The organism is Cohnella yongneupensis, assembly GCF_042655785.1.
Lineage (GTDB): Bacteria > Bacillota > Bacilli > Paenibacillales > Paenibacillaceae > Cohnella > Cohnella yongneupensis.
The window spans coordinates 61,817-85,049 of record NZ_JBHSNC010000045.1 but is presented as its reverse complement, the minus strand read 5'-3'; the positions used below and the strand labels follow the sequence as shown (position 1 = coordinate 85,049).

Genomic DNA, 23,233 nt, shown 5'->3' with positions numbered 1-23,233 from the left:
AGGGGAAGGCGCATGGCAACGATAAATTCATTGAGGCATCCGTCCTGGAACGGCCAACCGGCATTGCTTCCCGAAGATAGAGGGATCATCTTCTTCGATGGGATCTTCACGGATCCGCAGCTGAACCATCCTGAATGCCTAGCCTTCGACGCGGCGGGCAACATCTGGTGCGGAGGCGAACGCGGAGAAATTTTCCGCATCGCGGCGGACGGCTCCGACATCGCGTTAATGGCTTCGACCGACGGCTTTACGCTCGGTCTTGCATTCGATGCGGACGGAAAACTGTATTCGTGCGATCTCAAGCATGGCGCCGTATTCCGATACGATCCGTCGAACGGGACGTTGGCGAAGTTCGCCGATGGCGACGGAAGAGGCAACCGCATCCGCATTCCGAACGTTCCCGTCGTAGACGCGCGCAACGGCTGGCTGTATGTATCGGATAGCTATGATCCGAAGCAGCCGGGACCCGGCATCTGGCGATTCGATCTCGCGACCGGGGAGGGCGGCCTCTGGTACGAGGAGCCGCTGCATTTCGCGAACGGGTTGGCGCTGTCGGCGAATGGCGATGCATTATACGTCGCGGAGACGTTCGGGCGCACGATCAGCCGAATTCCGATTAAGCCGGACGGTTCGCCGGGCGCGAAGGAAGCCGTATGCCAGGTGGACGCGCTGCCGGATGGATTGACGCTGGATGAACGCGGCGTTCTGTATATTTCGTGCTATGAGCCTTCTCTGATTTACCGATACACGGACGCGCAAGGGCTGCAGCTGCTTTATTACGATCCGGAAGCCCATACGCTGTGCCACCCGACCAACTGCGCCGTTCGCGGGAACGATCTGTACGCCGCTAACCTCGGGCGCTGGCATATTACCCGAATCGAGGGGGCGGCGGCCGTTGAATAAGTATCGCCCGCAGCGCAACTATGGATGCCGCATTCACGATCAGTACTCGTACTTCGGGATGCGCGCGATCGTGCTGGAAAACGATTTGGTGCGCATTTCCTTGCTCTTGGATAAAGGCACGGAAATTTACGAGTTCGTATATAAGCCGCTCGATCTCGATCTGATGTGGCTGACGGCCAACGGCGTGCAAAATCCGAACGAGTATTTGTCGACCTCGGCCGATCCGATCGCGGCATTCATCGATTATTATCCGGGAGGCTGGCAGGAGGTTTTCCCGAACGGGGGACCGACCAGCGCCTATCTTGGCGCTCAGTTCGGGCAGCACGGCGAAGTGGCGCACATGCCTTGGGATTATGAGATCGTCGAGGATTCGGAACAACGGATCTCCGTAAGGTTTATCGTCCGCACGAAGAAGGTTCCATTCCGCCTGTCGAAGGTGCTGTCGCTCTCGAAGGGGAGCGCGACGTTGTCAATCGAGGAAGAGCTGACGAATCTTAGCGGCGAACCGCTGCATTATATGTGGGGCCAGCATCTCGTATTCGGCAAGCCTTTTCTCGACGAACAATGCCGGATCGAAATGCCGGACCGGGTCGAAATCCTTACGGAGGCGCCCGATGCCGCTGCCGTGCCGGGAGGAAGAGTCGAACGCGCTTCGGCGAAGTACGCATGGCCTTACGCGACAGGCATCAGCAGCGGCGACAACGTCGATCTATCCGCGCTGCCGCCCGTCGGAACCCCGACGGACATCGTGTATTTAACGAATTTCCCGCCTTGCGCATGGTATCGGGTATCCAATCCTACGCTAGGCGCTGCCGTCAAAGTCGAATGGGATGCGGACAAGCTTCCTTATCTGTGGTACTGGCAGGAATTCGGCGCCACCAAAGGCTATCCTTGGTACGGCAGGCATTACAATATTGGGCTTGAGCCGTTCTCCAGCTATCCGACCCACGGATTGGAAGCGGCGATTCGCAACGGGTCGGCGGCAGCGATCGGCCCCTTCGAGACGCAAAGCTTCCGAATGGCCGTGACTCCCGGCAAATCCGAATAATACGCTCGCCGGTAATGGAATAGCGACGCTTAGACTCCTGCAGGATGCGGCAGGGGTCTTTTTTTTGTGCATGCAGTGAATGGAGCGCAACCCAATTAATTAGAATAAGCCTCGTGCCAAGTGTGGATATTTTACGGGGTACCGCATGCGAACCGCGCCTGGTCAACGTCGACTAGCCGAGCGGATTAATGTATGGGGGCGTCCGAGCATGTCTCTAAATTATAAAAACGCGTCACGTTATCCAAAAGACGATAACCCGCTAAAAGCTCTAAACTAATAATGTAATTGAAAACGGATACAACCAGAAATCGAGGTGGTAGTAACCATGGCATTGAAACGCAATGAATGGCAAGTTCGCATTATCGTATACGTGTTGCTGCTCGCGGGTTGCTTCGTATTCCTTATGCCCCTAGCATGGCTGCTATCGACATCTCTTAAGGCAGACGCCGGAATATTCGATATGCCGCCGAAATGGATCCCGGATCCGCTCCAATGGGACAATTATTCGAAAGCCGTCCATACGTTTCCGTTCTTCCGATATACGATGAACACCGTGTTCGTCACGCTGATGTCGATGATCGGGGCGCTGTTGTCCTCTTCCTTTATCTCGTATGCATTCGCTAGGTTGCGCTGGCCGGGCAGAGACGCATGGTTCATCGTTATGCTGTCCACGATGATGCTGCCGACGCAGATTACGATGATTCCGCTGTTTATCCTGTTCAAGGAGCTCGGATGGATCGATACTTACTTGCCGCTGATCGTCCCGTTCTTCTTCGGAAGCGCCTTTTACATCTTCCTCATGAGGCAGTTCTTCATGACGATTCCCAAAGAGCTAAGCGAAGCGGCCAAGATCGACGGTTGCAGCGAAGTGTACATTTGGTGGCGCATCTTCATGCCGCTGTCCAAACCGGCACTCGCAACGCTCGGTATTTTCACCTTTACGCTGACGTGGAACGACTTCCTTGGACCGCTCATCTATTTGAACGATCCGGATAAATTCACGCTGGCTCTCGGGCTTCGCGGTTTCCAACAGCAGTTCGGCACGAGATGGAACGTTATGATGGCGGCTTCGGTGCTCGTCATGCTGCCGACGCTCGCCCTGTTCTTCTCTTTCCAAAAGTACTTTATCGAAGGCGTCACGCTTACCGGCGTTAAAGGTTAAGGCAATCAATTACTAGAGAGGGGTGATGCGGCGCTAACCAGCTAGCGGCATCACGAGAAGAACTGGATACAGCAAATTAATCAGCATTCAAATTCGGGAGGTCAAATCGATTATGAAAAAAACAACAAGCCTTTCCCTCATGCTATCCGTTATCTTGCTTTCCTCCGCGCTCGCGGGTTGCTCTAGTAAGAGCAACAATGACAGCACCGGAACAGTTTCTCCATCCCCAAGCGCAACAGCGGCGCAGTCGTCCGCGGCAGCGAGCACTACGCCAGACGCGGAACCGGTCACAATTGCTTATTGGCACATCTATACGGATGGTCCGATGAAAGATTTGACGGACAAGCTGCTCGCCGATTTCCATACGCAGCATCCGAACATCACGGTCGAACAGCTCGGCATTAACTTCTTCGACTACTGGACGAAGCTATCCACGTCCATGGCTGGGGGAAGCGGCCCGGACTTGGCGTTGAACGATACGAGCACGTTGCCGACGCGCGCCAAAGCCGGCGCCATTCTAAGCGTGGACGACTACATCGCCAAATCCGGCTTGAATACGGGAGATTACTTCCCGCTGCTCGTCGACAAGATGAAAGTAGACGGCAAAATGTACGGCATGCCGAACGACACGGACGTGCGCGTGTTGTACTACAACAAGAAGATGTTCACCGAGGCCGGTCTCGATCCGAACAAACCGCCTGCAACGTGGGACGAGCTTGAGCAATATGCCGACAAGCTCACGAAGTGGAACGACAAGAAGATGCTAGATGTCATCGGCTTCTCCCCGGCGATCGGCAACCTGCACTTGTGGACGCTGGCATGGGCGAACGGCGGCGACTTCTGGGACGACCAAGGCAAGCCGACGTTCAACAAGCCAGAGAACGTAGCCGCGCTCGCATGGGAGAAGAAAATTCAAGACAAATACGGCGTGAAAGCGATGGCTGCCTTTAACTCACAAGCTAGCGCGCTCGGCTTCAGCCCGTTCATCGCAGGCAAAGCGGCTATGGTCGTCGACGTTAACAACCTGTACCAAGACATCAAGACGCGCGCTCCGGACATGGATTTCGGCGTAGCTCCGATTCCTAACAACGGCACGCCGGCAAGCTGGTCCGCGGGCTTCGACCTGGAGCTAACGAACAACAAAGACGACAAACGCGCCGCTGCGGCTTGGGAACTTATGAAATACATGACGAGCCCTGAAGTGCAAGTACAAATCCACGAAGTTTCCGGCTCTCTCGTCTCCAATATGAAGGCGGCTCAAGATCCGAAATTCATGGCAGATCCGAATTGGAAACTGATCGTAGACCAAATGCAAGTGTCCCACTTCATCGAGTACATCGAAGCAATGCCGTCTTGGCACGGAAGCCTCGACCCGGTTGAGCAAGCTGTACTGAACTCCGGTAAAGATCCGCAACAAACGCTTGACGATGCGCAAAAAGCCGCGGAAGACGCGCTAGCGAACTTCGGCAAGACGCAAAAGTAAGCTGTAACTTAAGGCTAGAAGCATCCGCCCTCCCTACGGGCAGATGCTTCTAACCGCAATGAAGGGGGCCATTCGCCGTGCGCCAAAGACGACCGATGAAAATGAGTACCCGGGAAGCGCTTAACGGCTATTTATTTTTCTCTCCCGGCTTGATCGGATTTCTCGTATTCATGGCTTTTCCGATTTCCTATTCGCTTTATCTCAGCTTCACCTCGTATAACATGTTCAGCTCGCCGAGATGGATCGGCCTGCTCAATTACCGCATAATTTTTACGCAAGACCCGTTGTTTTTCAAAAGCTTGTACAACACGCTCTATTACGTAGTGATCAGCGTTCCGCTCAATACGATCGTAGGTATTCTAATCGCGGTTCTTATGAATCAGAAAATAAAAGGCATGCGCCTTTTCCGCACCATTTTCTTCTTGCCGAGCGTCGTATCCGGCGTCGCGGTAGCGTTACTCTGGCAATGGATACTCGACGGCAACTTCGGATTGCTGAACACGTTCCTATCCCACTTCGGCATTATCGGCCCAGGCTGGTTGACCGACGAGCACTGGTCTAAGCTTTCGTTGATTCTCATGAACCTGTGGGCGGTCGGCGGGAGCATGATCGTATACTTGGCCGGCTTGCAGGGCGTACCGCGCAGCTTATATGAAGCGGCGACCGTGGACGGAGCCGGACGTATCCGGCAGTTCTGGACGATTACGATTCCGATGCTGTCGCCGACGATCTTCTTTAACGTGATCATGGGTATTCTAGGCGGCTTCCAAGTGTTCCTACAAGCGTACATCATGACGGGCGGCGGCCCGAACAACTCGACGTTGTTCTATGCGTTCCACTTGTACAACAAAGCATTCAAAGATTTGCAGATGGGCTATGCTTCCGCGCTCGCATGGGTGCTGCTGCTCATTTCGATGGCGTTGACGCTAGTCGTGTTCGTGACGAGCAAGCGCTGGGTGTATTACGAAGGCGAGCAAAAATAAGCGGTCGAAGACCGGAAAAGGGGATTCCGGATGCAGAAACGATTAGGTTGGCCTGCCCGGTTAGCTATATCCGCAGCGGTCGTGGCGGTCGCCTCCGTCGTGGCAATCCGGACGCTCGGCTCCGAAGAAGAAGAGCATGCGGCCGCGGCTAATTACGGAGCCATTCTTGAAGCGGCGGTCGAGGCAAGCGATACGCAGCCGGAATGCAATGCGGCTTCCGTCGCGAATCGGGCGGGCATGTCCGGCTCCGAAGCCAAAGCGGACACTCATGGCAACGATGCCAAGACGATGTGGTGCGCTTCCCCTGCGGAAGGGCAATCGGCAAGCATCGTCTTAGACCTCGGACGGGTAGAGCCGCTCGGAGAGATGTGGGTGTGGAATTACAATGCACAGCCGGAAAACGGCTTAAAGGATATTAAGATTTATATGTCGACCGACGGACAAACGTGGGACGAATGGAAAGGCGACGGGTATCCGTTCCGACTGGCGAAAGCGGACGGCTCGGATACGCTGCGCGCGACTAACCTCGAAGATGGAGGAGCGCAGGCTCCCGTTCGGTTCGAAGGGGCGCCCGCGCGATACGTCAAACTCGTCGCAGACGACAAGGCGGGCAAAGGGAATTGGTCCGAATCCGGCGAGCGGACGTTCGGACTGAGCGAGGTTAGATTGTATCGCTATTCCCGGGAAGTCGTGTATAAGGGACAGATCGATCCGCTCGCCGCAACGGAGTTCCCTGCCGACGAAGCCGGATTATCGCATCCCGAGAACGTGATCAACCATTATGGCATGAATGGCGTCTCGGACTCTAAAGACGTGCATGGCAATGACGCGAACACGATGTGGTTGACCGCATCGGACCCGAAGGCCGCGCCTTCGTTGACCGTGGACCTCGGAGGTACTTATCCTCTTGGCGAAATGCGCGTCTGGAATTACAACGGCGCCGGAGCGGACGGCAGCGACATGTCGGACCGCGGCATGCGTGATGTCTCGATTATGTATTCGATCGACGGCCATTCGTGGGCCGAGCTGAAGGGCGAAGGGTATCCGTATCGATTCGCGCGAGCAGACGGAAGCGGGAAGCTGAAAGCAACGAATCTGGATGGTAACGATGGCGTTGCGGTCACATTCGGCGGAGCGCAAGCAAGGTACGTCAAGCTCGAGCCTATCGGAGGCGCCGGCGAAGGAAACTGGGGCGCGGCCGACGGGCAAGGACGGCTGTATTACGGGCTTAGCGAGCTGCGGTTCTACAGCGATGCGGGCATCGCGGCGGAACCCGCGCCGGAATGGACAGGCTTGTTCAGCCGGTTCGAAGCCTGGACGGGAGCGGACGGCATCTTCTCCATCCCGTTGGACGGCTACGATCAGCCGGGCAAGCTCGGAGAGTCGTCACGCACGCTGTTCGAGTTCAGCGATACGTTCGCCGGCCGGGTAAACGGAGTGTCGGGTATCCGAGAGTCGGGCGGCATCGTGAACAACTCCATAGGCTTGCTTACCGGTTCGAAGCCGGATCCGACGGCTATTCGTTTCGACGTGGCGCCGAAATCGGCAGACTTGTCCCTGTTCACCCCGCACACGCCTCTGTCGCAGACGTTGCCGGGAAGCTGGTACTGGCTGCAGGACGGCTTAGCGAAAGACGGCGAGTTGTACGCGTTTCCTATTCTGATGGCGAACGATCCGTCGCAGCCCGCGGGTTTCCAATTTGCGATCAAGGGCGTCTCGATGATCAAGGTTCCGCTAGGCGAGGACGGCCCGGATTACGGCAAGCAAACGCAGGTGGACGCGCCGCTCTACGCGGAACTGCCCGCTGGAAAGGAAATCGTGTTCGGAGCGGGCATTACCGATAACACGGTAGCGTCTGGCGCTCCGAATCCGGACGGATTCTTATACGTCTACGGCTATATCAACGATAAGAACAACGGCAAGAAGCAAATGTTGGTTGCGAGGACAACGCCGGACAAGCTCGAATCGTTCGCGGACTGGCGCTTCTGGAACGGAAGCGATTGGTCGCCGCGAATCGAAGAGTCGGCGCCTTTGCTGGACGGCGTATCTCCGGAGCTTAGCGTAACTCCGATGACGCAAGGGCGATGGAAAGGCAAGTATCTCGTCGTATGCGAGCAGGATTCGGTCAGCGGCAAAGTCGCCTATTCGGCCGGGGACTCCCCGTTCGGCCCGTTCGAACAACTTACGCCGCTCTACTATACGGCCGAGAAAGAAGACGGTCACGGCATTATTACTTACAATGCGAAAGCACACCCGCATTTATCGCAGCAAGGTGAGCTGCTCGTTTCGTACAACGTCAACACGACCGACGCGATGGCTTCCTCGGCGAACGCGAACATTTACCGTCCGCGCTGGCTGAGAATCAGGGAAATCGTTCCGGAATAGAGGAGAAGATCAGCTTGAAGGATACAGCGACAACAGCGGCGGATAGGCCGCATAGCAAAGGTGATCGTATTCCCGCTCGTCGTATCGACGGAGACGGAACAAGCAATGCGAGATTCGATTTCGAGGGGACTTACGCGGTTGCAAGCATCGTTCTGAACGGTAAGATTGTCGGCGATGATTGTGCGAACGATTCACAGTGGGAGTATTCGCTTAACGGCAAAGACTGGAAACCCGCGATCGCTGGCGGATCCTGCGGCGAACAAGCGCGATACGTCCGGGTGTCTGGGCCGGTTGCTGCCTTACCCGATACGGACATTCAATTTATCGCCGATTCGGGCTTTGCGGTCGAACCGGCGGACGAATGGACGAACCTGTTTCACAAGAAGCAGTCTTGGAGCGGCAGCGACGGCATTTATTCTATCCCTGTTAACGGCGTCGAGGCTCATGGAACCGCGGCACGCACGACGACGGTATTCGTATTCGGCGACACATTCGTCGGCAACGTGGATGAACGCACGGATGCGCGCGATCCTTCTACGGCGATGTTGAACAATACGCTGGGCATAATGGACGGCGCGGAGCCGGACCCGGAGAAGCTTCGGTTTGTATGGAGAGAAGGCGAGAACGGCGATCCGCTAAGCGCGATCGTTCCGACGACGCCGAAAGCGACGAGCCATCACGATACGTATTATTGGCTTCAGGACGGCGCTTCCATCGGTGGTCATTATCATGGGTTTCCGTTGATTATCGGTCACGATCCGGACGGTCCGGAAGGGTTCCAGTTCGCGGTGCACGGCATAACGCATGTGACCGCGCCGCTTACGGCGGCCGGACCGGATTTGTCGCGGGTCAAACAGACGGATACGCCGTTGTACTTCAAGTCCGCCGGCGGCCACACGACTTATTTCGGAGCTGCGATCATGCCGAATACGGCGGAGGCCGGCGTGCCTCAACCCGACGGATACGTCTATATTTACGGATTGCAACATAACGGTATCCATCAGCTGGTCGCGGCGCGCGTCCTTCCGGAGGACTTGGCCGACATCGGGCAATGGACCTATTGGAACGGCGGCGAGTGGACGGACCGCAAAGAAGATTGCGCTCCGATCGCGCCGGAAGTGTCATGCGAATTGAGCGTATCCCGGATGACCGGCGGCTCGCTGGACGGTAAATACGTCGTCCTTTGCCAGCTTGGCGGAACAACGGGAAATCGTCTAGCCATCTATTCCGGGGATAGCCCGGTCGGTCCTTTCGGAGCAAGCACGCCTCTCTATTATTGTCCGGAATCCGAAGAAGGCCGCGGCATTTACACTTACAACGCCAAAGGCCATCCACATTTGTCTGCCCCTGGCGAGCTGCTCATCAGCTATAACGTGAATACGACAAGCATGGAAGCGAACATGGCTTACGGAAGCATCTATCGTCCTAGATTCGTACGCTTAAGGCAAATTCCGTGAGACCCAGCAGCTTTAACTACCGACATAGCCGAGCAGGGAGAAGATAAGCATGAACAGTTACGCGATCGTCTTCGACGTCGGCGGACTTTATATCAAAACCGCGGTACTGAACGGCGGAGGCCAAGTCGTACCGGATACGTATATGATCTACCCTTCCAAATCCAAGGCTTCGATGTTAGAGATATTAACGCATATCGTCGATTTGGCGAGACGTCAGGCGAGCCGGATCATCGATAAGGAATACCGGATCGAAGGCATCGGATTCGCTTTTCCCGGACCGTTCGATTATGACAACGGAATCAGCTATATTCAAGGCGTCGATAAGTTCGAGAGCATTTACGGCGTAAATCTGCGTCGTGAATTGATGGCGAGGCTCGAAAGGGATCCCATCTTCGCCCGTCGGATGACGGAGGATTTCCAGATCGTATTCGAGAACGACGCGAATTTATTCGCGCTAGGGGAATACGCGATCGGCAAAGCCGGCAAATACGACAAATCGCTATGCGTCACGATAGGTACCGGCGCGGGCTCCGCGTTCCTCGACAACGGGGAACTGGTCAAGAGCCGCGGCGACGTTCCAGAGAACGGTTGGATCTACAACCGACCGTTCCGCGCGTCGATCGTCGACGACTATATTTCCAAACGGGGCATCGTTCGCCTCATTAAGGAAGCGGGCTTCGAGATCGCAGAGCTCGACGTGAAGCTTGCGGCAGAGCTCGCGAAGGCGGGCGACGAACAGGCGATCGGCGTATTCCGACGGTTCGGAGAGTCCGTAGCGGAAATGCTCGTGCCGTTCATACAGGATTTCCGGCCGGATGCCGTCGTCATCGGCGGTCAAATCGTGAAGAGCCAAGAATTATTCATCGATAGCATTCAGGAAGCGCTGCAACCTTATAACGTCGTGTTGGAAGTGACCGACGAGACTTCCGTCAGCACGTTCGCGGGTGTGTCCCGCTTGCTCGAACAGAAGAAATACGCGAAATCTCAGGCGCGCGAAGCCTAGACCGGGAAACGAGGCGATCTCATGTCTAACATAAAAGAAATTCTCGTCTATCATCATAGCCATTTGGATGTCGGCTACACGCATCCTCAACCCGTGTTATGGGAGCTGCAAAATACGTATATAGACCAAGCGATCGACTTGTGCGAGGCGACTTCCGGCGAAGCGCCTGACAATCGCTTCTATTGGACTTGCGAGGCAACCTCCCCGGTCCTGAACTGGCTCGAGCAAGCCGACGAACGGCAAGTCGCCAGATTCGAAAAGCTCGTGCGCAGCGGTCAAATATGCTTGACGGCGACTTACATGCACAGCACACCGCTCTGTTCCGCGGAGGAGATCGCCCGTTCCCTGTATCCGGTTAAGGCGTTGCGCGAACGGTTCGGCGTTCCTATCCGGACGGCGATCAACCATGATATTAACGGCCAGCCGTGGATGTTCGGTCAGCTTATGATCGATGCCGGCGTCGAGCTGTACACGACGGGCATCAACACCCACTTCGGAGGCATTCCGATTCCTCGCCCTCAAGCGTTCCATTGGGAAGCGCCGAATAAGAAGAAGTTGCTGACGTTCCATGGCGAGCATTACTCTCTGTTCACGCAGTTCGGAGAGCTCTGGGACGAAGATATGGGCAAAATGCAGGCTGGACTTCAACGCTATATGGACCATCTGGCCAAGCAAAACTACGGTTACGACTTCATCTATTTGTCGGCGACGAATAGCCCGATGCTCGACAATACGCCGCCCGACCAGCACCTGCTCGCCATGATCCGCAAATGGAACGAGGATAACCTTGGACCGAAAATACGTATGGTCACGCCGGAGATGCTGCTTGAGCGTCTGAAGAGGTTGCCTTCCGAGCAAGTGCCAACGTACGCCGGGGATTGGACCGACTTCTGGAACTTCGGAGCCGCGAGCTCTGCGGACGAAACGCGGCTTAGCCGCCGGACGAAGACGAGCCTGCAAAGCGCGGAGTTCGTGGCTGCATTCCGCGGGCCTCTGTCTCAGCGGGAAGCGAAAGCTTACGGCGAGGCGTGGGAGCAAGTCCAACTATACGACGAGCATACTTGGGGAGCGAATATCTCGATTTCGCAGCCGAACGCGCAATATACGAAGGTACTATGGGGACATAAAGCGCACTATGCCTTCTTGGCAAACAGCTTAAGCGGCTATTTGCTTAACCGCGAGCTAGAGACGTTGTCCGGCAACCCGCTGCAATCCGGTCCGCCGGAAGGCGTGCTGCTCGTTAATCCGTCGGGCTTCCCGCAATCGGTCGACGTTCGAGCTGGGGACGATTGGTTCCACGGAGGCCGCCATACGTCTGCAGCCCGGTTCCACCTCCACAAAAACAACGGAGATACGGATTGGACGATGCCGTCCAGAGGTACGGTGGAGCTGAAACCGTTCAGCTACAAAATCGTCCCGCTCGCGAATTCGACGGCCAAAGCCGCGGATGCGGATATCCGTATCGAAGACGGGTTGATCGACACGCCTTTCTATACGCTAACTTACGATGGGAATACGGGCAGACTGCTCGGACTCGTCGATAAGAAGACAAGCTGGCAAATGATCGATACGTCTAGCGAGTGGACGTTGTTCCAATACGTCCGCGAGACGCCGAATCCGTTGCACCAAAGAAGTCACCGGGAGTCGTTGTTCCATCGGGACGTCGATAGCTGTAACTACAGCATCAGCTGCTGGAAGCGGGATTGGACGGCTGATCGCCGCGGGGCGGAGAAGCTCATCTCGTTGCAAGCGGATCGTCACGACAGCGGCGTTACGTTGTCGCTCGTCTGGCAAGCGCCAGGCGTCGAAAGATTGGAACAACGTATTACGTTGTTCGGAAACAAGCCGGGCATCGAAATGATCGCCGTACTCGACAAGAAGGACGAGAAAGCGCCGGAGTCGATTTACTTCGCGCTTCCGCTCAAGCTGTCAGCCGGATGGGAAGCGGTGTACGATAGTGCGGATGCTCTCGTGCGTCTGGACAAGGATCAGCTGCCGGGCGTTTCCCGCGACTGGGTAACCGTTGACCGCGCGGTATCTGTGTTCGACGGTAAGCATGGCGTGACGCTCGCTTGCCCTGACGCGCCGCTCGTGCAAATCGGTGACTTCAACTTCGGCAAAGAGAGCAAGGAAATTCCGCGGAACGAAAATCCGCTGCTGCTCGCGTGGCCTTTGAACAACTATTGGGATACGAACTTCAAAGCGACCCAGCCGGGTCAGCTGACGTTGAAATACGTGCTCTATCCGTTCGGCAATTTCGATCCGATCGAGATGATCGGCCGCGGCGCAGAGGCATCCTTGCCGGTGCAAATGTTCCCTGCCATCCATTGCAAAGCGGAGAAAGAAGGCACGTTACTTGAAGTGTCGGGTCACGGCGTCGTAACTTCTTACGTCAAACCGGCGGAGAACGGCGATGGCTTGATCGTCCGCCTGCACAATCCGACCGCATTGGAGACGACTTTCTCCATCGGACTGCCGGGAGTCGCGCTCAAGGGCGCTTCGAGCGCCAATCTGCTCGAGGAATCGATCGAGGAGCTGGACGTGTCCGGCGGACAAGCCCTCGGACGCTTAGCATCAGGCGAATGGGCGACAATTCGGATTCGCGCTTAAAGACTAATAGAATGAATGAAAGCCCGTCGGCGGAATTCGCCGACGGGCTTTTGGCAATGAGGGGACGACAAGATCAGAATATATCCGTCTGCTCTTTAAGGCGTTTAATGAATTGCCCGGGCGGCTCGCCCATCTCGGATTTGAACACGGTCGTGAAGTAGTGCACCGTATCGAAGCCGGTTTCTTCCGCTACGGTTTTGATGGATAGGTCGGTGGACGAAAGGAGCACGACGGCTTGCCGGATGCGCTCTTGGCGCACGTAGTTCGAATAGGACTGGCCAAGCTCCTCCGCGAATAACCGGGACAGGTGTCGCGAGGAAACGTGCAAGTTGTCCGCCACGGAGGATAGCGATAGTTCTTGGGACAAGTTATCGCGAATGAATAGCTTCGCGCGATGGACGAGCGTCGACGACGAAGCCGACGATGCGGCTTGCTTCGAGCGGGTGCGCTCGTCCGCGAACGCGCCCTCGAAAGCGGCGAGCAGCGCACCGGACAAGCCGACAATGCCGTCTTGAATGAAATGCGAGCCTGCCACGGCTTGCTTAAGCAACGCTTGCCAGAGGATGACGGAGGGATGCTGCGCGGCGCGCTCGATCAAGAACGACTCGGACTTTTCAAGGCTGCTGTAACGGACTATGGCTTCTTCCGAGGATTCCGAATGAATAAGCTCGAACGCGACGAACAGAATGTTCAAGCCGTCGTCGCTGAGGATCTGATGTTTCAAGTTAGGCCTCGACATAAACAGCGTACCGTTCGTTAACGGAACCGTGCGTGACCCTTCCTCGTACTGGCCTTCGCCTTCGGCGACGTAACAAATTTCGAAAAACGAATGCTTGTGCAAATGGTTCGTATAAAGGCGCTTCTCGCCGCCCCAATAATGGACGTAAAAGGACAGCTCGCGTCCCCGTACATTAGCGGCGTGGCGGTTAAGTAAGGCATTGCCGGCATCTAGCTCTTGTTGTGAGAAATCCATGTTGTGCACCACCCGATAAGAATACCCTCATCTTATTATAGCTCGGTCCGGGTGTCCACTTTTTATAAATCTCCGTCTTCGAGTTGAAAAGACTAAGGGGCTGTCTTTTTCTATACTGAAGGTAACTAATACAATCGCCCAAAAGGAGAGATTTGCCTTGCCTTCTTACGATAAGGAACCGACTATTCGCATTAACGGACGGAACGACGAGGTTTGGCACGGATATTCCGCGATCGCGGGGGAACTGTGCGATCGGATTGGGCAACGGGAAAAAACGGTCGTCGTCGTCGAGACTTATCCAGGCGTCCGGATCGAAGAAATCGTGGCGGGACTCGGTTCGCTTGAACCGGTTTTGATCATTCGCTCGGAGGAGGCGGCGCTAGAGCCCGCGCGAATGAACGAGCTGCTCGAGCGTTATTTGACGGATGACCGCGTATTTGGCTATCTCGCCCCGTTCACGATCGGCGAATGGTACGATCAGGCGCTGCTGGAACAAATGAAGCGCAACGTTAACGGCGTGGAGCAAGGGGTAGTTATCGTAATCGGCTTCGGCGCTTCGCTGCTCGGTCGCGGCGATGTTAACGTATACGCGGACCTAGCGCGCTGGGAAATTCAGCTCCGATACCGCACCGGGGAATTCGGCAACTGGCGGGCGGACAACAATGGCGAAGAGATTTTGCGGAAATACAAGCGCGGTTATTTCATTGAATGGCGCGCGGCGGACAGGCTGAAGCGCGAGACGTTGCCTACGGCCGACTATTATTTGGATACGCATCGGAAAGACGATCCTCGAATGCTCACGCGCGAAGCGCTATTCGACGGCTTGAATCAGACGTCGCGCCGGCCGTTCCGCCTCGTTCCTTATTTCGATCCCGGAGTATGGGGCGGTCATTGGCTGGAGGAGCATATCGGACTGGAGCCGGTTAAGCATCCCTATGCTTGGGGCTTCGACGGCGTACCGGAAGAGAATAGCCTCTACTTCCTGTACGGCGATACGAGAATAGAGCTTCCTTCGATCAACCTGGTATTCTTCGAGCCGCAAGCGCTGCTGGGCGACAAAGTGTACGCGCGCTTCGGCGCCGAATTCCCGATCCGCTTCGACTTTCTCGATACGATCGGCGGCCAGCATTTGAGCTTGCAGGTGCATCCGAAGACGGACTATATCAAAAATCAATTCGGAATGTCTTATACGCAAGACGAAAGCTACTACATTCTCGACGCCAAAGAAGGCGCGACCGTGTACTTGGGGTGCAAGGACGATACGGCTCCCGAGGAAATGATCGCCGATCTGGAACAAGCCCAACAAGGCGGCTTCTCGTTCCCGGCGGATAAATACATCAATCAATTTCCGGCGCGCAAGCACGATCACTTCCTTATTCCGGCTGGAACGGTTCATTGCTCCGGGATGGATGCGATGGTGCTGGAAATTAGCGCTACTCCTTATATTTTCACGTTCAAGCTATGGGATTGGGACCGACTCGGGCTAGACGGCAAACCCCGTCCCGTTCATCTGGAGCACGGTAAAAAGAATATCGATTGGAGCCGCCGTACCGGGTGGGTCGAACGTAACTTGGTCGACCGGAAGGAACCGGTCACGGGAGGGATAGGCTGGACCGAAGAACGGACAGGGCTTCACGAGCTCGAATTTATCGAGACGAGACGCCACTGGTTTACGGACAAAGTACCCCACCACACGGAAGGGGGCTTCCATATGCTGAATCTGGTCGAAGGGGAAGAGGCGGTCGTGGAAAGTCCCGACAACGCATTCGAGCCGTTCGTAATCCGTTACGCGGAGACGTTCATCGTACCGGCGGCGGTAGGCGCCTATACGATCCGACCAATCGGAGAGGGCGAGCAGAAGAAGCTGGGAACGATCAAAGCGTATGTCAGAACCTAACGATCGTCGAAAGGAGGTTTCTTCATGAATGTCACGATCGATTTTGGCGGAACGAACATTAAAGTCGGGCTAGTACAGGATGGAAAGCTTCTGGCGAAGTCGAGCATTCCCGCGTGGTCCGATTCGGGATTGCTCGCCCGTCTGTCCGATTCGGCACGCTCCGTACGGGAGCTGCTGGCCGAAGTCGGCGCCGAGCTGTCGCAATGCGTCGGCATTGGAATAGCATTGCCGGGAATCGTGGATTCACGCCGCAAGACGCTGACCTCGATTAACGAGAAATATACGGACGCGATCGGTTTCGATTTCTCCCGTTGGGCGAAGGAAGAGTTCGGATTGCCGATCGCCGTGGAGAACGACGCTCGGGCGGCTCTCATCGGGGAAGCCGCCTATGGGGCCGCGCAAGGCGAGAAGGATGCCGTGCTTATCATATTCGGAACCGGCATCGGAACGGCTGCATTAATGGACGGACAGGTGCTGCGAGGACGTCATCATCAAGCCGGTATTCTCGGCGGCCATCTGTCGACGGATCTAGAAGGAGAACCGTGCGCCTGCGGGAACGTAGGCTGCGTGGAAGCGCAGGCTAGCCATTGGGCGATTCCGATTCGGGCCTCCAAGCTGCCCGGCTTCGCCAATAGCAGCTTGGCGAATGACCGGGAGTGGGGCTATGAAGCGGTAATCAAGGCAAGCGCGGACGGAGACGTATTCGCTTCCGAGCTGCTGGAGGATTTGATTCGTCATTGGAGCGCGGGAATCGTCAATCTCGTGCATGCCTACGATCCTGAAGTCGTTCTGCTGAGCGGTGGATTGATGAAGTCCTCCGAGCTGCTGCTCCCTCGCTTGCAAGAGCGAGTCGGCGCGCTAGCATGGACGCCTTGGGGCAAGCCGCGGTTCGCCGTCGCCGAAGACCCTGAAATATCGGCGCTTCTCGGCATGTCCTTCATGGCCGAGCAGGCAGCGGCCGTATCCGGAGCGGAGGGATGAACCTAGTGGAGAACAAGATCGACGGGATCGTGATCGAGCAAGGCCCTGCCGCATGGACCGTCCTGCAACATAAGAACGGCTTCGCCTCGATGACGCTTCAAGGGAACTGGCATCTAAGCAAGGAATATGATCCGGCACGGCTGCAAGCGTTCGCTCGCGTCGTGCTTGAGGCGAGCGGGGAAGTCGTCGTTGCTTGGCAGCCTTGCGAGATGGCCCCGGGGCAACAATGGCGCATTGCGCTTAATGTGCCGGTAGGCGGGTTGTACCGCATCGAGACTTGCCTGCGCATGCGCAAGGACGATCCCGCGATGGAATGGCCGGTTCGCGGAGACATGATCCACCATGTCGGCGTCGGCGACATTTGGGTTATCGCCGGCCAGAGCAACGCCGCCGGTTACGGCCGCGGCGAATACGACGACGCGCCGGAGATGGGCGTTCATATGCTGCGGCTGAACGGACGATGGGATTTGGCGACGCATCCGCTGAACGATCCGACGGATACGATGTTTCCGGCGAACCGTGAGTGGTCGAATCCGGCGCATTCGCCTTTTCTCAAGTTCGGCAAGCTGTTGAAGCGTTCGTTAGGTTATCCGATCGGTCTGCTGCCGGCAGCGCTAGGCGGATCCCATCTGCGCAGTTGGAATCCGGAGGAGAGCGGCGAGTTGTACCGGAATATGCAGGCTATCGTGCGACATGCGGGGGGATCCGTACGCGGGGTTGTCTGGTATCAAGGCTGCTCGGACGCGAACGTGCCGGAGAGCGGTGAAGCCGAGACGTATTACGATAGATTCGAAACGTTCACTAACCGGCTCAGAGAAGATCTTGGCGATTCTGCGTTGCCCATTCTGACCGTTCAGCTCAATCGCCTAATCGGGTGGGAAACGTCCGACGCGCTCGATCGATGCTGGGGGAAAGTGCGGGACGCGCAGCGGCGGGCGGCGATAAACATTCCCGGCGTCGGAATCGTACCCTCCATTGATTGCCGCGTCTGCGACAACATCCATAACGGACCTATTGCTAATCGCACGATCGGCGAACGGCTCGCGGACGTCGCGTTGAAAGCGGTGTACGGCACTTCTGCCCGGCACGGTCTCGCGCCGAATGCCATTAAGGCGCATGTTGCTGTCGCGTCGGAATCCGGAGATGGCGGTAGAGCGGAAATCGCAGTCCTGTTCGAAGACGTGAAAGGCCATTTGCTCTCGCATACGAAGGAAGACGCGTTCGCAGTAGAAGACGCGTTCGGACGGATCGCCGTACAGGCATGGCGGATCGAAGGGCCGAGCGAAGTTCGACTCGTTGTAGATCGATTGCCGCAAGGCGACGCGTTCGTGCATGGAGCCTTCGAGACGAATCCTGCGTATTACGTCCCGTTCGACGACGCGACGGGTTGGCCGATGCTTTCATTTTACGGATTGAGAATAGAAGGAAATTAACGTAAGCCCCGGGTGATCCTAGCCTGGGGTTTTTGGCTTGAAGACATGCTCCTTGCAGGACAATTTTTCCATTCTTCTTGTTAATAAGGTGGCAAAACGTTTATGCTTGTTGGAGGACAAGGGGCGTTCATCCGATTGCCGATGTCACAAACTGCGTATACTATACTGAGGACGAGGTGATACGGATGCCTATGTGTACGGAGCAGGAACTGCTCGATTTTATGCGCGAAACCGCGTATAAGCCGATGACGTACCAAGAGCTAGAGAAGCATTTTGGCATATCGGACGCAGTGGAATTCAAAAGTTTTCTGCGTATGTTAACTGATATGGAACAAGATGGAAAAGTTATTATGACACGCCAAGACCGCTATGGCGTGCCCGAGAGAATGAACTTGTTGCGGGGACGGATTCAGGCGCATCCTAAAGGATTCGCATTCCTCATTCCCGACGAGAAGGAACATCCCGATCTGTACATTCACGCGAACGATATGAAAGGGACGATGAACGGCGATATCGTGTTGGCGCGGGTTAGCGCGAAAAACGTAACCAACGGCAAGCTCGAGGGCGAGATCGTCCGCATCGTGAAGCGCGCGGTGACGCAGGTCGTCGGCGTGTTCAACCACCACGAGAGCTTCGGATTCGTCGTGCCGGACGACAAACGGATCCAGAAAGATATTTTCATTCGCGCGGAAAATTTCAAAGGCGCCGTGACCGGGCAGAAGGTCGTAGCGAGCGTAATCCGTTATCCGGAAGGGCGTTCTGCGGCCGAAGGCGAAATTATCGAAATTTTAGGACATAAAGATGATCCGGGCGTCGATATTCTAAGCATTATTCGTAAGCATGGACTTCCGGAGAGCTTCCCGGAGGAGACGATGGAAGAAGCGGAGGCTGCGCCGGACGCGATTACCGAGGAAGAGATCCAACGGCAAGGCCGCCGGGATTTGCGCAATAAAGTCATCGTGACGATCGACGGCGAAGACGCCAAGGATTTGGACGATGCGGTTAACGTGGAGTTGCTGGAAAACGGCAACTTCCTGCTTGGCGTGCATATCGCGGACGTGAGCTATTACGTACGCGAGAAGTCGAAGCTGGACGAAGAAGCGTACAATCGCGGATGCAGCGTCTACTTGGTCGATCGGGTCATTCCGATGCTGCCGCACCGGCTGTCCAATGGCATCTGTTCGTTGAATCCCAAAGTGGATCGGCTCACGATGTCGTGCGAGATGGAATTCGAACCGAAGACGATGCGCCGGGTGCGTCACGAGGTGTTCACGAGCGTCATTAGGACGACGGAGCGCATGACCTATACGAACGTTCGTAAAATATTGAACGAAGAGGATCCCGAGGTTACGGAAAAGTATGCGGGATTGGTCGATACGTTTAAGCAGATGCGCGAGCTGGCGATGGCTTTGCGCGGACAGCGGATGCGCCGCGGCGCGATCGACTTCGACTTCCAGGAGTCGAAGGTTATCGTGGACGCGGAGGGCAAGCCGGTCGATATCGTGAAGCGCGAGCGTTCGATCGCGGAGCAGATCATCGAGGAATTCATGCTGGCGGCGAACGAGACGGTAGCGGAGCATTTCCACTGGCTGAAAGTGCCGTTCATCTATCGGATTCACGAAGATCCGGACGGCGAGAAGCTGATGCACTTCATGCAGTTCGCGGGCAATTTCGGCTACGCGGTGAAGGGCAAGGGGAACACCGTTCATCCGCGGGCGCTTCAGACGTTATTGGAAGAGATTCGCGGATCGAAGGAAGAAACGGTCATCAGCACGATGATGCTTCGGTCTATGAAGCAGGCGAAGTACGATTCCGAGAGCTTGGGACACTTTGGCTTGGCGGCGGAGTTCTATACGCACTTCACGTCGCCGATCCGGCGCTATCCGGATCTGGTGGTGCATCGCGTTATGCGCGAGGTGCTGGAGAACGGCGGCATGCTGCCGGAAGGCCGGTTCGAGGCGCTGGCGGCGCGGATGAGCGATATCGCGTTGCAGTCTTCGGAACGCGAGCGCGTGGCGGTCGAGGCGGAGCGGGATACGGAGAAGCTGAAGAAAGCAGAGTTCATGCTCGATAAGATCGGCGAGGAATTTACCGGCATGATCAGTGGCGTGACAAGCTTCGGGATGTTCATCGAGCTCGAAAATACGGTGGAAGGGCTTATTCGTCTGAGCGATCTGACGGACGACTATTATCACTTTCACGAGTTGCATATGGCGCTCATCGGAGAGCGCACGTCGAAGGTGTACCGGATCGGCGACGAGGTGAAAATCCGCGTAGGCCGCGTGAATATGGACGACCATACAATCGACTTCGAGATGGTCGACATGAAGTCGCGAAGCGGCAGCCGCGTTAGCTTGGTAGATGCGCGCGGGCAAGGCGCCGGCGGCGGTTTCAAGAAGAAGAATCGCGGAGCGGGCGGCTTCGGGGCTGCAGGGTTCGGCGGCCGCGGAGGGCGCGGCGACGATAGAGGCGGCGGAGGCCGCGGACGTGGCGGCGAGCAGCGCGGAGGCGGTAAGCCGGGAGCAGGCGGAGCTGGACGCGGCGGCAAGCCTGGCGAGGCGGGCGGCGGTCGCGGAGGTAAAGCGGCGTTCGGCAGCAAGCCGGGTGTTGGAGGCAACGCTGCTGGGGGGAAAGTCGGTAAGGGCGGCTTGGGCGGCATTGCCGGTGCTAGCGCGGGTGCAGGCGGCGGTGGCGGCGGAAAGCCCGCATTCGAGGGTAGACCGCCTAAAGGCGGCAAAAACCGCGGAGCCAACAATGGCGGCGGAGATTCCGCCGGTAATCGCGATATTCTCGGCGGCGACGGCGGGAGCGGCAAGTTCTGGAGCAATGACGGGCCGATAGAGGTTAAAGCCGCGCAGGCTCACGGCCAGGAGGAGCGGATTCGCCGCAATCCTGCCGCCGCGGCTGCGGCAGTCGTAGCGCCGGACGCGCAACCGACGAAACGCAGAGGCGGCAAGAAGATCGACATGTGGGGACTCCCCGTGTCCGGTATTTATGCGCGCGACGGGGATGACGGCGGCGATGGCGGGGACGGCGGCAAACCGCAAGGATCTCGCAGAGGCGGCGGACGCGGCGGCAAACCGGGCGGCGGTAAGCCAGGTGGCGGTGGCCAAGGCGGCCAGGGTCGCAAAGGCGGAGCTGGCAGGAGCGGCGCTTCGAGCGCGGTTCAACCGCAGTCGCCGGAAGCGGGAGCAGTAGCGGGAGCGGATAAACCGAAGAGACGCAAGAAACCGACCGAATAAAGAAGATGGAGGCCACCTGGCGGGCAACAATGCCGGGTGGTTTCTTATGAGCGAACAGGGTCTTCAGATCCATTAGACAAAATGCGACGTATCTTATAGGATATTAAATAGTGCAAACGGGGAGGCGGATAGGAATGAAGGAGCTTTATCATGTGTTAGGGGCCAAGCAGTTCGCGAAGGACGAGCTGGAGCAACTGTTCGATGCAGCGCAAGAGATGGAACAAGTCGTTGCGCGCGGCGGAGATCGGCGTTATGAGGGCAAGATCATGACGACGCTGTTCTTCGAGGCCAGCACGCGGACGCGGCTAAGCTTCGAATCGGCGATGCATCGGCTGGGCGGAGGCGTTATCGGCACAGAGAACGCGGCGCAATTCTCGTCCGCGATCAAAGGCGAGACGCTGGAAGATACGATCCGCATCGTAAGCGGCTATAGCGACGTTATCGTAATGCGACATACGGATATCGGCGCGGCTAAGCGGGCGGCCAAAGTAGCCGACATTCCGGTCATCAACGCGGGAGACGGCGCGGGAGAGCATCCTACGCAAGCGCTGCTTGATGCCTATACGATTCGCAAAGAGTTCGGACGGATCGACGGGCTGAAGATCGCCATGGTGGGAGATCTCGCTTACGGACGGACGGTTCACTCTTTGAGCTATATTTTGGCTAACTATCAGGAAGTCATGATCTACTACATCTCTCCGGATAACGTGCGCATCCCGGATAACGTGAAGAAGTACATGGAAGAGAAGGGCATCCGCTATGAGGAGACGAGCGATCTGGATTCGGTAGCGGGAACGATCGACGTGCTGTATCAGACTCGGATTCAGAAGGAGCGATTCCCTTCGGTCGAGGAATACGAGAAGGCGTCCGGTAAGTATATCGTGGACAGCGAGCTCATGAGCCGGTTGAAGCAAGAAGCGATTGTGCTGCATCCGTTGCCTCGCGCGGGCGAAATCGCGGAAGAGGTCGACAGCGACCCTCGAGCGGCGTATTTCCGCCAAGCGGTAAACGGGCTGTACATTCGGATGGCTCTGATCGACAAATGCTTCGGAGGCGCCGGGAAGTAACATTTTGCGCGGAGCGGCGGCGATTGAAAGGGATCTTCGGCGCGTGATATAATGAATGTCCGAACGTCGTCGCTCGCGCAAGATTCATAGGAGGTGGAGGAAAGTGGCGAAGAAGAAAGATTTTTTTGACAAACCGCTCGCTCAGAATAAGAAAGCTTCCCACGATTACTTCATCGAAGAAGCGATCGAAGCGGGGATGGTGCTTACGGGCACGGAGATCAAGTCTCTCCGTACGGGCCGCTCCAACCTGAACGATGCGTTCGCAACGATCCGTAACGGCGAGATGTTCCTGCATAATATGCATATCGCTCCGTTCGCTCAGGGCAATATTCACAATCCGGCCGATCCGACGCGCGCGCGCAAGCTGTTGCTGCACAAGGCTCAGATCAAGAAGATGCTCGCCACGGTGAAGCGGGAAGGCTACACGCTCGTACCGCTTAAAGTGTACATCAAGAACGGTTACGCGAAGCTGCTCATCGGCGTCGGCCGAGGCAAGAAGCAGTTCGACAAGCGCGAGACCGCGGCTAAGCGCGACGTGGAGCGAGATATTCAGCGCATCCTGCGGGAAAAGCAGAAGGTTAGCTTCCCGAAATAAATTCGGCGGGA

The 23,233-nt window shown here is 56.6% G+C and carries 16 protein-coding genes; 15 read left to right on the top strand and 1 reads right to left on the bottom strand.

The window, feature by feature from the left end; genetic code table 11:
• The first annotated feature begins 12 nt into the window (after positions 1-12).
• From ACFPQ4_RS14835 to ACFPQ4_RS14795, 9 genes are all read left to right on the top strand, one after another.
• The gene (locus ACFPQ4_RS14835; RefSeq protein WP_378112651.1) at positions 13-903 is read left to right on the top strand and encodes an SMP-30/gluconolactonase/LRE family protein; all 891 of its coding nucleotides are present in this window, start codon (positions 13-15) and stop codon (positions 901-903) included.
• Positions 896-1,951 carry a DUF4432 family protein gene (locus tag ACFPQ4_RS14830; RefSeq protein ID WP_378112650.1) on the top strand — a complete coding sequence of 352 codons (1,056 nt, stop codon included), beginning with the start codon at positions 896-898 and terminating at the stop codon, positions 1,949-1,951. The genes ACFPQ4_RS14835 and ACFPQ4_RS14830 overlap by 8 nt, the downstream gene beginning before the upstream one ends.
• 325 nt (positions 1,952-2,276) lie before the next feature.
• Positions 2,277-3,113: a carbohydrate ABC transporter permease gene (locus ACFPQ4_RS14825; RefSeq protein ID WP_378112649.1), complete on the top strand. Its 837-nt coding sequence runs from the start codon at positions 2,277-2,279 to the stop codon at positions 3,111-3,113.
• Positions 3,114-3,225: 112 nt separating this feature from the next.
• A complete protein-coding gene (locus ACFPQ4_RS14820) occupies positions 3,226-4,596 on the top strand; it encodes an ABC transporter substrate-binding protein (protein ID WP_378112648.1) in 1,371 nt (456 codons plus the stop codon).
• Positions 4,597-4,673: 77 nt separating this feature from the next.
• Positions 4,674-5,579, top strand: coding sequence for a carbohydrate ABC transporter permease (locus ACFPQ4_RS14815; RefSeq protein ID WP_378112647.1), 906 nt, complete (start codon positions 4,674-4,676; stop codon positions 5,577-5,579).
• A gap of 30 nt (positions 5,580-5,609) precedes the next feature.
• Positions 5,610-7,964: a discoidin domain-containing protein gene (locus ACFPQ4_RS14810; RefSeq protein ID WP_378112646.1), complete on the top strand. Its 2,355-nt coding sequence runs from the start codon at positions 5,610-5,612 to the stop codon at positions 7,962-7,964.
• A gap of 14 nt (positions 7,965-7,978) precedes the next feature.
• Entirely contained in the window at positions 7,979-9,421 is a 1,443-nt protein-coding gene (locus ACFPQ4_RS14805; protein ID WP_378112645.1) for a DUF4185 domain-containing protein, read from the top strand.
• Between the two features lie 49 nt (positions 9,422-9,470).
• The gene (locus tag ACFPQ4_RS14800) at positions 9,471-10,424 is read left to right on the top strand and encodes an ROK family protein (RefSeq protein WP_378112644.1); all 954 of its coding nucleotides are present in this window, start codon (positions 9,471-9,473) and stop codon (positions 10,422-10,424) included.
• Between the two features lie 21 nt (positions 10,425-10,445).
• Positions 10,446-13,034: a glycoside hydrolase family 38 N-terminal domain-containing protein gene (locus ACFPQ4_RS14795; RefSeq protein ID WP_378112643.1), complete on the top strand. Its 2,589-nt coding sequence runs from the start codon at positions 10,446-10,448 to the stop codon at positions 13,032-13,034.
• Positions 13,035-13,107: 73 nt separating this feature from the next.
• Here the strand turns inward: ACFPQ4_RS14795 and ACFPQ4_RS14790 are convergent, their stop codons facing one another.
• Complete coding sequence (locus tag ACFPQ4_RS14790; RefSeq protein WP_378112642.1) at positions 13,108-14,007, bottom strand: helix-turn-helix domain-containing protein; 900 nt, start codon at positions 14,005-14,007, stop codon at positions 13,108-13,110.
• 157 nt (positions 14,008-14,164) lie between these two features.
• Between ACFPQ4_RS14790 and ACFPQ4_RS14785 the strand changes: the two genes are divergently transcribed.
• The 6 genes from ACFPQ4_RS14785 (at position 14,165) to smpB (ending at position 23,222) form a co-directional block, all read left to right on the top strand.
• On the top strand, positions 14,165-15,904 hold the full coding sequence (locus ACFPQ4_RS14785) for a class I mannose-6-phosphate isomerase (RefSeq protein WP_378112641.1): 1,740 nt from the start codon (positions 14,165-14,167) through the stop codon (positions 15,902-15,904).
• A gap of 24 nt (positions 15,905-15,928) precedes the next feature.
• Positions 15,929-16,885, top strand: a complete 957-nt coding sequence (locus tag ACFPQ4_RS14780) for an ROK family protein (RefSeq protein WP_378112640.1) — start codon at positions 15,929-15,931, stop codon at positions 16,883-16,885.
• Between the two features lie 5 nt (positions 16,886-16,890).
• The gene (locus tag ACFPQ4_RS14775; protein ID WP_378112639.1) at positions 16,891-18,318 is read left to right on the top strand and encodes a sialate O-acetylesterase; all 1,428 of its coding nucleotides are present in this window, start codon (positions 16,891-16,893) and stop codon (positions 18,316-18,318) included.
• A gap of 191 nt (positions 18,319-18,509) precedes the next feature.
• Complete coding sequence (rnr, locus tag ACFPQ4_RS14770) at positions 18,510-21,560, top strand: ribonuclease R (protein WP_378112698.1); 3,051 nt, start codon at positions 18,510-18,512, stop codon at positions 21,558-21,560.
• Between the two features lie 134 nt (positions 21,561-21,694).
• A complete protein-coding gene (gene pyrB / locus ACFPQ4_RS14765) occupies positions 21,695-22,627 on the top strand; it encodes an aspartate carbamoyltransferase (protein ID WP_378112638.1) in 933 nt (310 codons plus the stop codon).
• Between the two features lie 103 nt (positions 22,628-22,730).
• Complete coding sequence (smpB, locus tag ACFPQ4_RS14760) at positions 22,731-23,222, top strand: SsrA-binding protein SmpB (protein WP_378112637.1); 492 nt, start codon at positions 22,731-22,733, stop codon at positions 23,220-23,222.
• The last annotated feature ends 11 nt before the right edge of the window (positions 23,223-23,233 follow it).

What these genes read in the sequence shown, in the direction of transcription:
- ACFPQ4_RS14835 (WP_378112651.1), top strand. Translation starts at nt 13, where the DNA reads ATGGCAACGATAAATTCATTGAGGCATCCGTCCTGGAACGGCCAACCG.
- ACFPQ4_RS14825 (WP_378112649.1), top strand. Translation starts at nt 2,277, where the DNA reads ATGGCATTGAAACGCAATGAATGGCAAGTTCGCATTATCGTATACGTG.
- ACFPQ4_RS14820 (WP_378112648.1), top strand. Translation starts at nt 3,226, where the DNA reads ATGAAAAAAACAACAAGCCTTTCCCTCATGCTATCCGTTATCTTGCTT.
- ACFPQ4_RS14810 (WP_378112646.1), top strand. Translation starts at nt 5,610, where the DNA reads ATGCAGAAACGATTAGGTTGGCCTGCCCGGTTAGCTATATCCGCAGCG.
- ACFPQ4_RS14800 (WP_378112644.1), top strand. Translation starts at nt 9,471, where the DNA reads ATGAACAGTTACGCGATCGTCTTCGACGTCGGCGGACTTTATATCAAA.
- ACFPQ4_RS14795 (WP_378112643.1), top strand. Translation starts at nt 10,446, where the DNA reads ATGTCTAACATAAAAGAAATTCTCGTCTATCATCATAGCCATTTGGAT.
- ACFPQ4_RS14790 (WP_378112642.1), bottom strand. Translation starts at nt 14,007, where the DNA reads ATGGATTTCTCACAACAAGAGCTAGATGCCGGCAATGCCTTACTTAAC.
- ACFPQ4_RS14780 (WP_378112640.1), top strand. Translation starts at nt 15,929, where the DNA reads ATGAATGTCACGATCGATTTTGGCGGAACGAACATTAAAGTCGGGCTA.
- rnr (WP_378112698.1), top strand. Translation starts at nt 18,510, where the DNA reads ATGTGTACGGAGCAGGAACTGCTCGATTTTATGCGCGAAACCGCGTAT.
- pyrB (WP_378112638.1), top strand. Translation starts at nt 21,695, where the DNA reads ATGAAGGAGCTTTATCATGTGTTAGGGGCCAAGCAGTTCGCGAAGGAC.